Below are 13435 nucleotides of genomic sequence, written 5' to 3' on the forward strand. Positions count from 1 at the left end.
TGTACACAGATTTTAGACCTGTTCGGTCTGGAATGATGCAGATCTTTTTCTCTGCTTTTCCTTTTTCACAGAATCAAAATAAAAAACTGGACCAACCTTAAAGGTCAGCCCAGTTTGATATGGAGAGTTTATTTGTTTCTACGATGATTACGTGTCTTCTGCTTCGACTTCTTTGTTTTCTTGGAAGAAGTACTAGTTGCAGGTTTTTCCTTGCGTACAGGAGCAGAATCGCCGGCTAGGGCGAAATCCAACTGCTTCTTCTCCAGGTTGGCTTGCGCCACCTTGATGCGGATAGCATCACCTAATTGGTACTTGTTGTGATGACGACGACCAATCAGACAGAAGTTCTTTTCATCGAAGTCGTAGTAATCGTCTGCGATGTCTCGCATCGGAATCATACCTTCACAATGGTTCTCATCAATGGTTGCATAGATGCCGTAAGAAGTGATACCGCTGATGTGGGCATCGAATTCCTCACCTAGCTTATCGCCCATGAATTCTACCATCTTATATTTGATACTGTCTCGTTCTGCATTCTGTGCAATCTGCTCCATGTCGGAGCAATGCTCACAGAGTTCCTCGTAATGCTTCTCGTTGGCACTTCTGCCGCCTTGTGCATACTTGGTGAGCAAGCGGTGTACCATTGTATCCGGATAACGGCGGATCGGCGAGGTGAAGTGAGTGTAGTATTCGAATGCCAGGCCGAAGTGACCGATGTTGTGGACGGAATACTTTGCCTTCATCATTGCACGGAGAGCTACCATCTGGATGAGGTTGTTCTCAGGCTTGCCTTCGCAGTCAGCCATCAACTTGTTCAGGCTTCTGGCTGTGGCGCCCTTGGTGCCCTCAGTTTTCATCTTATAGCCGAACTTCACAACGAATTCACGCAGGGTCTCCAGCTTCTGTGGGTCTGGATTGTCGTGAATACGGTAAGGAAGCGTCTTTGGCTTCTTTCCCTTTTTCACCTTTCCGATACTTTCAGCCACCGTACGGTTGGCTAGGAGCATGAATTCCTCCACGAGTTTGTTGGCATCCTTGGAGCGCTTGTAGTAGCAGCTGATAGGCTTGCCTTTCTCGTCAATATCGAAATGCAGTTCCTCTCGGTCGAACTTCACGGCTCCATTCTTGAATCTTGCAGCACGAAGTTTCTTTGCCAGTCTATCAAGGGTGATAAGCTGGAGGGCATTTTCACCCTGGTATGGATGCTCTTTGGTTTCTGCCGGTGCAGGTTCGCCGGTACCATCAATCACGCCATTTGCTTCTAGGAGTTCCTGTACCTCTTCATATTTATATCGGCGGTCGCTCTCGATGACGGTATGCACGATGCGGTAGTTCTTGACCTCGGCATTGTTGTCGAGTTCAAAGATGACGCTGTATGCCAGTTTTTCCTCGTTAGGGCGAAGCGAACAGATGAAGTTGCAGAGACGCTCAGGGAGCATCGGGATGGTGCGATCTACGAGATAGACAGAAGTGGCACGCTTCACGGCTTCCTTGTCGATGATGCTGCCCTCCGTGACGTAGTGTGAAACATCAGCGATGTGGACACCCACCTGCCAGTTGCCGTTCTCCAATCTCTGAATACTCAAGGCATCGTCGAAGTCTTTGGCGTCTTTCGGGTCGATGGTGCAGGTGAAAACCTTTCTGAAGTCTTCTCGCTCCTTGTAGTCCTGCTCTGTGATTTCTCCTGAAATCTTGTTGGCAGCATCCTCTACGTTCTTCGGATACTTGTAAGGCAATCCATATTGGGCGAGGATAGAGTTCATCTCTACATCGTTGTCACCCTTCTGTCCGAGGATATCCACAACCTCACCGATAGGACTCTTGTTTTCTCCATCCGGCCATTCTATGATTCGTACCACCGCCTTGTCGTCGGTCTTTCCACCCTTCACCTTTCTTCTTGGAATGATGATGTTGTGAGCGAAGACATCGCTTGGTGTAACAAGGTAAGCCAGATCCTTGTCCACTTTCAATCTACCAACGAAGGTATCTTTTGCACGTTCCAGGATCTTGTTTACCTGTGCTTCCTTGATGTGGTTCTTTCGGCGTGCGAGGAAGGTGAATTCCACGCGGTCACCATTGAGCGCTCCCATAGAGTTGCGCTCAGAAACGAAGATAGGATTTTCTTCGCCGTCAGGAATGACGGAGTTCTTGCCATTTGCCTTTCTAACAAACTTACCCTCCATCACCTGCACGCTTTGGTTCAGGCGATACGAATTATCACTTACCTTTGCCAGATAGTCATCCCATGCCATTTCCTCCATGATGTCGATAGCCAGCATCTTGAGCGGATGCGTGGTGAGATGGAGGGAACGGAATATTTCTTTAAAGCTGAGCGTTTCGCCCGGCCTTTCGGCAAAGAATTGCTGCAGAATCTCAGTGAGCTGCGCCTTGTTCATTCTTTTGCCGCCTTTTTTACCTTTTCCCATAATTACGACTGTTATATGACTGTTTATAGTTTTATAAGGCAAAGAAACAAAAAAAATCGGAGAATACAAAGTTTCTTGGCATCTTTTTTTGTTTTTTATTAAATATGTAACAAAATAGGCCACTAATTTCTCCTTTCCTTCTATATCAAGAGTAGAAAAACGGTATATAATAAATAGTAGATAGAAAAGAGCGCTTTGTTTCTTTTTAAAGATGTTCATTGGTTTAGGATGTTACAATGCTGTTACAATTTGAAATATCCTTGCTTAATATTTCGTAATAAGCGGATTTCTTATTATATTTGCAATCGAAACGTAACAAACATTTCCACAAAAACAATTAATTATGGATACAAGTCAATATCTTGTGATTTTTTTTCAGATTCTCGGTTCTCTGGCATTGCTCATCTATGGTATGAAGGTGATGAGTGAGGCTTTGCAGAAGATGGCAGGATCCCAGTTGCGCCACATTTTAGGAGCGATGACTACCAACCGATTTACGGGAATGCTTACAGGTACCTTTATTACCTGTGCCGTTCAGAGTTCCTCTGCAACCACCGTGATGACGGTTTCTTTTGTGAATGCAGGTCTGCTCACCCTGGCCCAAGCCATTTCCGTGATTATGGGTGCCAACATCGGTACCACTTTTACGGCATGGATTATGTCGCTGGGTTATAATGTAGATTTAACCATCGTGGTTTTCCCTGCGTTCTTCCTCGGCATTATGCTGATATATAGCAAGAAACGCCGGTATTTTGGAGATTTTCTTTTCGGTATCGCCTTTCTCTTCTTCTCGCTCGTTCTGTTGAGCAGTGCAGGCAAGGCTCTCGATCTGGAGCATAATCCGGCAGTTATCGACTTCTTCGGTTCCTTCGATACGAAGAGTCATTTCACCATTGTCGTCTTCCTTTTGATAGGTACGCTTATTACCTGCATCGTACAGAGTTCTGCTGCGGTGATGGCGATTACCATCCTGCTCTGTTCTACGGGAGTGCTTCCTATCTATCTGGGTATTGCGCTGGTGATGGGTGAGAATATCGGAACCACTGCTACTGCCAACCTTGCTGCTTTGGGTGCCAATGCCCAGGCTCGTCGTGCGGCTTTGGCTCATCTGGTGTTCAATGTGTTTGGTGTCATCTGGGTTCTCTGCCTGTTTTATCCTTTCGTGGATTTCGTCTGCTCTATTGTGGGCTACGATCCTGATGGCGGTATGTCGGCTGCTCAGAAGGCGAAGTTGTTGCCTATCGTCCTGGCGATGTTCCACACCTGCTTCAATGTCTGCAATACGGGCGTACTCATCTGGTTTATTCCACAGTTGGAAAAGGTGGTCTGCAAGCTTATCAAGCCTAAGGCAGACAAGGAGGAGGAGGATTTCCGCCTGCGCTTTATCCAGGCTGGTATCATGAAGACACCGGAGCTTTCAGTTTTCGAGGCACAGCAGGAAATCGGCAGTTTCGGCGAGCGCATTCATCGTATGTTTGGTATGGTGAGAGAGTTGATGGATACCCAGGATGCCAAGACTTTCGATAAGCTCTATGAGCGCATCGAGAAGTATGAGGGCATATCGGATAATATGGAGATTGAGATAGCCAAGTATCTGGATCAGGTGAGCGATGCCCATCTGAGTGATGATACCAAGGCGAAGATTCGTTCGATGCTGCGTGCGATTTCCGAGATAGAGAGTATTGGTGACAGCTGTTACAACCTCGCCCGCACCATCAAGCGCAAGGGAGAGAACAAGGAGGAGTTCACTGCCAAGCAGAATGAGAATATCCATCAGATGTTCAAGCTGGTAGATGAGTCGCTTACTCAGATGAACTTCATGTTTGCTCACGACCGCCAGACGATCAATATGAACCATACCTATAATATAGAGACGGAAATCAACAACTTCCGTACTCAGTTGAGAAACCAGAACCTGGATGATGTGGACAACCATCTCTATACCTATGGTGTAGGAACCCTGTATATGGATATCATTCAGGAGTGCGAGAAGCTCGGCGATTATGTGGTAAACGTAGCCGAGGCACGTATGGGAACGAGAGCATCGGCATAATCAGCATTTCGATATAAAACAAAGTCGCCCTGTAAGGGCAAAAGCTTCTCTTTTTTAAAGCTTTTGCCCTTACAGGGCGACTTCCTTGCTTATACGTAACCCAGGGCGCAGCCCTGGGCTAGGAGCTTCTGCCCTTTCAGGGCGTGTGGAGCTTACTTGTGAAAGTTTAGCGTCTTATAATTATATCCTCTTCTGCGTTTTATTTCTCCAGGATCTCCTTCAGCTGCTTCATTCCTTCAGAAGCCCCCTTCATGATATGCTCAATCTTGTAGTAGCCGTTGGTGTTTACGGCACCTGGGTCTATCAGATAGATAGGAATGTTCGGCTTGGTGTATGCTATCAGGCCAGCGGCAGGATACACGTTGAGCGAAGTGCCGATGATGACGAAGATGTCGGCTTGCTGTACCGCCTCGGCAGCAGGCTCTATCATCGGAACACTCTCGCCGAAGAAGACGATGAATGGTCGCAGCAAGCTGCCATCGCCCGCCTTGGTTCCAGGTTCCACCTCACAGTCATTCTCCGGCAACTCCTTGATGTATCGATAGTCGTAAGGGTCGCGCGAAGAGCAGACCTTGGAGAGTTCTCCATGCAGGTGGATCACGTTCTTGGATCCCGCCTTCTCGTGCAGGTTATCCACATTCTGTGTAATCACCGTTACGTCGAAATCCTTCTCCAGATCCTTGATAAGTTTATGTCCCTCGTTAGGTTGAGCGGCATAGAGCTTATGGCGCAACATATTATAGAAGTTAGTTACTAGGGTAGGGTCAGCTTCCCATCCCTCGTGGGTAGCTATCTGTTCTACAGGATAGTTCTCCCACAAGCCATCATTTCCACGGAAAGTTTTGAAACCACTCTCCACAGACATTCCAGCGCCGGTTAAAAATACGAGTTTCTTCATCTTATCGCGTTTTATTTATTCATATTTTCTTAATCTTCTTATTAAGAATGCACAAATTTACACTTTTTTCTTTAAATATCATCGTTATCAGCGAGAAAAATGTTATCTTTGCACTCGTTTTAAGGACAATAAGTACAAAATAAAGAATATTAATACAAAGTTATAAGATAAATTTATGGATAAAGTAAGTTATGCTTTAGGCATTGGCATCGGTCGCCAGTTGGCTTCTATGGGTGCAGAGAGTTTGAACATTGATGATTTTGCACAGGCTGTAAAGGATGCGATTGCAGGCAAGCTTCAGCTTGATGAGCAGGAAGCACAGGAGTTGGTACAGAACTTCTTCGCAGAGCAGGAGGCTAAGGCTCAGGCTGCAGCTGCAGAGAAGGGCAAGGTTGCCAAGGAGGCTGGTGAGCAGTTCCTCGCAGAGAACGCTAAGAAGGATGGTATCATCACTACCAAGAGCGGTTTGCAGTATCAGATCCTGCGCGAGGGTAACGGCAAGGCTCCTAAGGCTACAGATCAGGTAGAGTGCCACTACGAGGGTACACTCATCGATGGTACTAAGTTTGATAGCTCTTACGACCGTGGTCAGACAGCTACCTTCCCATTGAACCAGGTAATCGCTGGTTGGACAGAGGGTCTTCAGTTGATGACCGAGGGTGCTAAGTACCGTTTCTTCATCCCTTATCAGCTGGGTTACGGCGAGCGTGGCGCAGGTGCAGCCATTCCTCCATTCTCAGCATTGATCTTCGATGTAGAGCTTGTTGCGGTAAAGTAATATATAGAGAGAACAAAGAATAAAACATAAAGTAAAAAATGAAAAAGTTATTTTTCGGAGCCCTCGTGGCTTGTGTTGCCGCTACATTCGTAGCTTGTGGCAATTCTACTCCAAAGGCAGATCTCAAGAATGATGTAGATACAATGAGCTATGCCATGGGTATGTCTCAGACTCAGGGTCTGAAGGAGTTTATGGTAGAGCGCATGGGCGTGGATACCGCTTACATGGATGATTTCATCAAGGGTCTCAACGATGGTGCCAACGCTGGTGATGACAAGAAGAAGGCTGCTTACTATGCAGGTATTCAGATTGGTCAGCAGATTTCTAACCAGATGGTTAAGGGTATCAACCACGAGGTATTCGGTGACGATTCTACCAAGACTATCTCTTTGAAGAACTTCATGGCAGGTTTCATCACAGGTACTACCGGCAAGAAGGGTTTGATGACTGTAGAGCAGGCTGCTCAGGTGGCACAGACCAAGATGATGGCCATCAAGGCAAAGAACATGGAGAAGGAATATGGTCCTAACAAGGTGGCTGGTGAGAAGTTCCTCGCTGCCAACAAGAAGAAGCCAGGAGTGGTAACTCTTCCTTCAGGTGTTCAGTACAAGGTAATCAAGGAGGGTAACGGTCCTATGCCAAAGGATACATCTATGGTAAAGGTTAACTACGAGGGTAAGACAATCGACGGCAAGGTATTCGATTCTTCTTTCAAGCGTGGTCAGGCTGTAGATCTCCGTGCTAACCAGGTTATCAAGGGTTGGACTGAGGCTTTGGTTCACATGCCAGCCGGTTCTGTATGGGAGGTTTACATCCCTCAGCAGTTGGCTTACGGTGAGCGCGAGCAGGGTCAGATCAAGCCATTCTCTGTATTGATCTTCAAGATTGAGTTGATCTCTGTAGGTGGCAAGTAATTTTTGTGGGAACTCATTTTGAGTAGAGGACTTATAAGAAATGAAGAAATATTTAATGACAGCACTCGTCCTCGTGGCGAGTGCTTCTTTGTTTACAGCCAGTGCTGCAAGCAAGAAGAAGAATGTGAAGAAGGTAACTCCAGTGGTTCTTGCCAGCGAGGGTGATTCCTTGAGTTATGCGGCTGGTGTCTATGCCACCCGTGGTCTGGTTCCATTCATCCAGCAGAGTTATCAGGTGGATACTGCTTATATGGCAGACTTCATCCGTGGTTACGAGGAGGCTATCCAGCAGGCAAATACTCCTAAGGGTACTGCCTATATCGTAGGTATGCAGATTGCCCAGATGGTAAATCAGCGCATCCTGCCTGGAACCCGCGAGGAGCTGAAGAGCACCAAGGATTCTATCAATGCCGAACTCTTCAGCCGTGGTTTCGTGGCAGCTCTTGCCAATGATACCACTATCTTTACCGAGCACAAGGCTGGCGAGTTCAAGAAGGAAGCCTTGGCTGGTGCTGGCGAGAAATATCTGGCTGCCAATGCCAAGAAGCCAGGTGTCAAGGTTTTGCCTAGCGGTTTGCAGTATAAGGTAATCAAGGAAGGTCAGGGCGAGATTCCTCAGGCTTCTGATGAGGTAGAGGTTATCTACGAGGGCCGTCTCATTGATGGAACCGTATTCGATGCAACTTCCAAGCATGGTGGTGCTGCCACAGACAAGTTCCGTGCCGGCAGCCTGATCAAGGGTTGGACAGAGGCTCTCACCATGATGCCTGTAGGCAGCAAGTGGCAGCTTTACATCCCTTATGAGTTGGCATACGGCGAGCGTCAGGCTGGTCAGATTCCTCCATATTCTACATTGGTATTCGACCTGGAGCTCGTGAGCATCGTGAAGCCAGAGGTAAAGCCTGAGGCAGACAGCAAGCAGAAGGATGATGTAGCTGTAGGAGCAGAGAAGAAGGTGGCTAAGACTCCAGCTAAGTCTGCTGGCAGAAAGTCTGCTTCCAGAAAGAGAAAGTAACGACCAAATAGCAGGAAAAATCTGAAATTTTGGTTAAAATCAGTATAAAAAACAACAAAATGCACGGATATTGCAAAATATTCGTGCATTTTGTTGTCTGTTTCGATAGTTTTTATTAATTTTGCTATCTGGTATAGAAGAATACCTTAAAATAGAACATAATAATAGAGAAGAAATGGAGAAAATAGACAATCTTGACAGAAAGATTCTCGGCATCCTTTCCAAGAATGCCCGTATTCCTTTCAAGGACGTAGCTGCAGAATGCGGCGTGTCTCGTGCAGCCATCCATCAGCGTGTCCAGCACTTGATGGAGGATGGATTCATCACCGGTAGCGGCTTTGATGTAAACCCTAAGAGTCTGGGTTATTCTACATGTACATACGTAGGACTTAACCTGGAGCGTGGTAATATGTACAAGAAGGTGGTAGAGCGCCTTCAGAACATTCCTGAGATTGTGGAGTGCCACTTCACAACCGGTTCTTATACCATGCTTTTGAAGTTGTATGCCCGTGATAACGAGCAGTTGATGGACTTGCTGAACAACAAGCTCCAGGCTATTCCGGGTGTAGTATCTACCGAGACACTCATCTCGCTTGAGCAGAGCATCAAGCGCGAGGTTCCAGTCCTTTTGGAGGAAGAGTAATTTTTTTGTATTTAGAAATAAACAAATGGAAACATTTGACTTGGAGTCGCATCTCAAGGGTGCGTACTCTTCTTTTCCCGAAGCGAAGCATCAGCCCGTAATCGGTCTTACTGCCAATTACGAGAACATTGATGCTACGCTTCGTGACCGTTATTACAAGCAGGTGATTGCGGCAGGTGGAACGCCTGTCATCATCCCGCCAGTTGCCGACAGTACTGTCATCATCAATACCCTGGAGCATCTAGATGGTTTGATCCTGACGGGTGGGGGCGACCATAACCCTTTGTGGATGGGCGAGGAGCCGTCTCCCCGTCTTCACAATATCAATCAGGAGCGTGATGCTGCAGAACTGATGCTTGTCCGTCTGGCTTTCAACCGCCAGATACCGATGCTCGGCATCTGCCGAGGCATCCAGACCCTGGCGATAGCCTTGGGCGGAAAAGTGTATCAGGACATCAAGCAGATGGTGAAGCACAGTCAGGATGCCGACCGCTCCGAACCAACCCATAGTGTAGAAATCAAGAAGGATTCCACCTTATATCATATATATAATTCGGAAAAGATTCTCGTCAACTCGTTCCACCATCAGGCTGTGAGCGAGCCGGGCAAGCACATGCGCATCATCGCCAAATCTACCGATGGCATCATCGAGGCGATAGAGAGCAACGAGTATAAGCAGATACTCGGCGTGCAGTGGCATCCTGAGTGGCTGGGTGAGGAAGGCGGAAAGATCTTCCAGTGGCTGGTGAACCAGGCTGGCAATTTCCATGCTGCCAAGCAGTTGCACAAGCGTATCCTAACACTCGATACCCATTGCGATACCCCGATGTTCTTCCCACAGGGCGTGAAGTTCGATCATCGCGACTCCCGCATTCTCGTAGATCTGCACAAGATGACCGACGGACATCAGGATGCTACCACCATGGTGGCTTACCTGCCGCAGCCTAAGATAGGCGAGAGCTTCAGCAGCAAGGTGCCCTTCGATGTACAGGGGCCTCTGCAGTATGCCGATCTCATCTTCGACAAGATTGAGGAAATCGTGAGCAAGAACCGCGACTACCTGAGTATCGCCCGAACTCCTGCCGATCTTTACAGCGACAAGCGAAAGGGCAGAAAGAGCATCATGCTCGGTATTGAGAATGGTCTTGCCCTGGAGCACGATTTGAGCAATGTGAAGTACTTTGCCCAGCGAGGTGTGGTATATATCACCCTCTGCCATAACGGCGATAATGACATCTGCGACAGTGCACGTGGCTGCAATACCCACAATGGCGTGAGCAGTTTCGGAGCCAAGGTGATTCAGGAGATGAACCGCCACGGCATCATGGTGGACTTGAGCCATGCAGGCGAAAAGAGTTTCTATGATGCTTTGGAAATCAGTCAGACTCCTATCGTATGCAGCCATAGCAGCAGCCGTGCGCTCTGCGATGTGCCCCGTAATCTTACCGATGATCAGATGCGTGCCCTGGCAGCCCGTGGAGGTGTGGCTCATACTACGCTCTATCATGGATTCCTGCGCAAGGAGGGCGAGGCAGACATCATGGATGCCATTGCCCATCTGGAGCATGCCATCGAGGTGATGGGCATCGACCACGTAGGTCTGGGTACCGATTTCGATGGAGATGGAGGCATCCGCGGACTTGCTGACTCTTCCGAGCTGATTAATTTCACACTCCAGCTGTTGCGCCGCAAGTACAGCGAGCAGGATATCGCCAAGATCTGGGGAGGCAACTGGCTCAGAGTGATGACGCAGGTGCAGAACTTTAAACAATAATGTTATGACGAAAAAAATGAAGATTATATTAGGTGTGGTGGTAGCTGCCGGACTGGTGGCTGGTACCATCAGCTATAAGAATGCCAGCAGCGCAAGCTCGCCAGATGTTCAGGAGGTAGAGGAAGCGGAGAAGCTGAATCCCGTAGGTCCGGCTTTCAATGCCGATTCGGCATTGGCTTATTGTGCAGCGCAATGCGATTTCGGACCTCGCGTGATGAACAGCGAGGCGCACGATAAGTGCGGCGAATGGATTGTGAGCAAGTTCAAGCAGTTTGGCTGTGAGGTAGAGACCCAGAAGGCAGACCTGAAGGGCTATGATGGCACGATATTGAAGAATACCAATATCATTGCCCGTTACAACCCGAAGGCTGAAACCCGTATCTTGCTCTGTGCCCATTGGGACAGTCGCCCTTGGGCGGATAACGATCCCGACAGTACCAATTGGCGCAAGCCTGTAATGGCTGCCAACGATGGTGCCAGCGGAGTAGCCGTCATGTTGGAAATTGCACGCCAGTTGCAGGCAGACAAGAAGTTGAATCCAAGTATCGGCGTAGATTTCGTATGTTTCGATACCGAGGATTGGGGCGTACCTCAATGGTCTGATGCACAGGATGATGGCAACAGCTGGGCTTTGGGTGCGCAGTATTGGAGCGAGAACAAGCCAGAGGGTTACAATCCTCGCTATGGCATCCTCCTGGATATGGTAGGCGGTCAGGGAGCCCGCTTCTACCGCGAAGGAATGTCTATGCAGTATGCTGGTGGCATCGTGAAGCGAGTATGGGCTGCTGCCCGTCAGGCAGGTTACGGCAGTTTCTTCCCTAAGAGTGATGGCGGTATGATTACGGATGATCATATCCCGGTAAACGAGAAGGCGAAGATTCCTACTATCGACGTGATAGCCTACTATCCTGATTGCCAGCAGAGCAGTTTCGGTCCTACCTGGCATACCGTGAACGATGATATGGCTCATCTGGATAAGAACGTATTGAAGGCAGTGGGTCAGACTATGATCCAGGTGCTTTATACTGAAGAATAATTAGGTCAATGAAGAAAAGCAGTTTTTTAACTTTGTTAGTCCTTCTTATCTTGTTGTATTTTGGGATAAGCTGTACTGACAATCATATACAGTTAAGAAAATTACAGCGAATAGACAGCTTGATGGAGAAAGCTCCACAAGCTGCCTATGATAGTTTATGCCAACATCAAATGGAATTCACTCAGGGGCATGAACAAAGGGTAAAAATGCGCTATCAATTGTTGAAGGCTAAGGCTGAAAATAAATTATATCTCCCAATGCCATCAGACTCTTCGTTTCAAGATGTTGTAGATTATTACGATAGCAAAGGAACATCTAATGAAAAAATGGAAGCTTGTTATCTTATGGGGTGTATTTTTCGTGATCGAAAGGAAGCTCCTAAGGCAATGATGTGGTATAACAAGGCGATTGAATGTGCTGATACCTTGAGCAAAAAATGTGACTATGTTACTTTGTTTAGCATATATGGGCAAAAGGCAGAAGTTTATAGCCGTCAATATCTTCATCGAGAAGCGATAAATGCATATTTTTATTATAGTAATTATGCAGCTCGTATCAATGACAAGGAAAACTATATTCTGGGTTTTGCTAATAGAATTCCTGAATATTATGCTTTAGGAGATACTCTGCAAGCTATTAATTTAGTGAAAAAATGTTATGCTTTAAATAATAAATATGGATTTACCCAAAATGCAGCACAAGTTCTTCCTCTGCTTATTTATACATTGCTTTTTCGTGGACAATATCAGCAAGCTCATTTTTATATGAATGTTTTCGAAACCCAATCAGGGTTAATTGATAGAGATGGAAATATGCTGTGTGGATATGAGCATTATTATAAAGCTAAAGGGATGTATTATCTAGGGACAAATCAAATTAGTAAGGCAGAATTATATTTTCGAAAACTTGGAAATTATGGCTTTAAATATGAAGCGGCCCAAGGTTTATTGTCTTTATATCGCATTTGTCAAAACAATGATTCTATTAAGAAATATTCTAGTTTGTGCGAAAAAGAGATGGATAGTATATTGAATGGTACGCAAGCTAATGCTGTCATCCTTGCAAATTCATTGTACAATTATAAAAAATTACAGCAGGTGGTTGATGCAAAAAAAATGCAACAGGAAAGAAATGAATATATAATTACAATTATAACCCTAATAGCGATATTTGGTGTCATTTGTCTTTGCAATCATTACAAGCAAGTACGTAAAAGAATGAAGACGGAACTCCAAAAAGTAAGTAATAACTATATTCAAACATATAAAGAAATGCAGAAAGCTAATGAAGAATTAAATATTTTGCAAAAAAATGCAGATATTTTAATAAAGAAAAAAGAAAAAGAGATTAAGTCTTTGCAAGCAAGCTTTCAAATATACAAAGATAAATATAACGATTTGAATTTTGTTGAGAAAAAACAAGCATTAATTAATAGTAATATAGTACAAAACTTTAAGGCTCTGTCTGTGCCTCATAAGAGACGTAAGCAACCTCAACAAGAAGATTGGGAAGAATTATTTGCTATTTTCCAACAATGTCAGCCTCTTTTGTATGAAAATGCTAAGCGAAACAAGTTAAGTGAGCAAGAATTTCGAGTATGCATACTATCTTTTCTAGGCATGGATAATACAGAGATTGCCATGCTCGTAAATACAACTTCAAAAGCAGTCTGTAATGCAAAACAAAAGGCTAATAAAAAAATGTATAATGAAAATACGGCCTCTTCCCTATATGCTAATTTAAATAAAAAGTAATATTCATTCACCATAAATATGTATTAGTGTATTTATGGTGGATAAATGTTGCTACTGATTGTATAACAGAAAGTTATGGCAGATAAATCTTTCTGCGATGTATATTTGGTGGACGTTTCCTCTTCTTAAAATTTGATTATCTGC

The 13435-nt window shown here is 45.8% G+C and carries 10 protein-coding genes; 8 read left to right on the plus strand and 2 right to left on the minus strand.

Annotated elements, in window-relative coordinates:
- Positions 1 to 128: 128 nt before the first annotated feature.
- On the minus strand, positions 129 to 2426 hold the full coding sequence (gene rnr / locus DW657_RS01345) for a ribonuclease R (protein WP_118311132.1): 2298 nt from the start codon (positions 2424 to 2426) through the stop codon (positions 129 to 131).
- A 343-nt stretch (positions 2427 to 2769) separates the two neighbouring features.
- Here rnr and DW657_RS01350 point away from each other — a divergent pair, with 343 nt between their 5' ends.
- On the plus strand, positions 2770 to 4479 hold the full coding sequence (locus DW657_RS01350) for a Na/Pi cotransporter family protein (protein WP_118311133.1): 1710 nt from the start codon (positions 2770 to 2772) through the stop codon (positions 4477 to 4479).
- Between the two features lie 199 nt (positions 4480 to 4678).
- On the opposite strand, the gene DW657_RS01355 is transcribed toward DW657_RS01350, so the two are convergent.
- A complete protein-coding gene (locus DW657_RS01355; RefSeq protein ID WP_117663817.1) occupies positions 4679 to 5377 on the minus strand; it encodes an NAD-dependent deacylase in 699 nt (232 codons plus the stop codon).
- Positions 5378 to 5552: 175 nt separating this feature from the next.
- Between DW657_RS01355 and DW657_RS01360 the strand changes: the two genes are divergently transcribed.
- The 7 genes from DW657_RS01360 (at position 5553) to DW657_RS01390 (ending at position 13291) form a co-directional block, all read left to right on the plus strand.
- Positions 5553 to 6155: an FKBP-type peptidyl-prolyl cis-trans isomerase gene (locus tag DW657_RS01360; protein WP_089544774.1), complete on the plus strand. Its 603-nt coding sequence runs from the start codon at positions 5553 to 5555 to the stop codon at positions 6153 to 6155.
- 38 nt (positions 6156 to 6193) lie between these two features.
- Positions 6194 to 7069, plus strand: coding sequence for an FKBP-type peptidyl-prolyl cis-trans isomerase (locus DW657_RS01365; RefSeq protein ID WP_089544773.1), 876 nt, complete (start codon positions 6194 to 6196; stop codon positions 7067 to 7069).
- A 40-nt stretch (positions 7070 to 7109) separates the two neighbouring features.
- Entirely contained in the window at positions 7110 to 8084 is a 975-nt protein-coding gene (locus DW657_RS01370) for an FKBP-type peptidyl-prolyl cis-trans isomerase (protein WP_117663816.1), read from the plus strand.
- A gap of 175 nt (positions 8085 to 8259) precedes the next feature.
- The gene (locus DW657_RS01375) at positions 8260 to 8727 is read left to right on the plus strand and encodes an Lrp/AsnC family transcriptional regulator (RefSeq protein WP_089544771.1); all 468 of its coding nucleotides are present in this window, start codon (positions 8260 to 8262) and stop codon (positions 8725 to 8727) included.
- 25 nt (positions 8728 to 8752) lie between these two features.
- Positions 8753 to 10501, plus strand: a complete 1749-nt coding sequence (locus DW657_RS01380; protein WP_118311134.1) for a membrane dipeptidase — start codon at positions 8753 to 8755, stop codon at positions 10499 to 10501.
- Between the two features lie 4 nt (positions 10502 to 10505).
- A complete protein-coding gene (locus tag DW657_RS01385) occupies positions 10506 to 11537 on the plus strand; it encodes a M28 family peptidase (protein ID WP_118311135.1) in 1032 nt (343 codons plus the stop codon).
- 8 nt (positions 11538 to 11545) lie between these two features.
- Positions 11546 to 13291, plus strand: coding sequence for a hypothetical protein (locus DW657_RS01390; RefSeq protein ID WP_118311136.1), 1746 nt, complete (start codon positions 11546 to 11548; stop codon positions 13289 to 13291).
- The last annotated feature ends 144 nt before the right edge of the window (positions 13292 to 13435 follow it).

Origin of the sequence: Prevotella sp. AM23-5 (assembly GCF_003473645.1) — a bacterium.
GTDB classification, from domain to species: Bacteria; Bacteroidota; Bacteroidia; order Bacteroidales; family Bacteroidaceae; genus Prevotella; species Prevotella copri_A.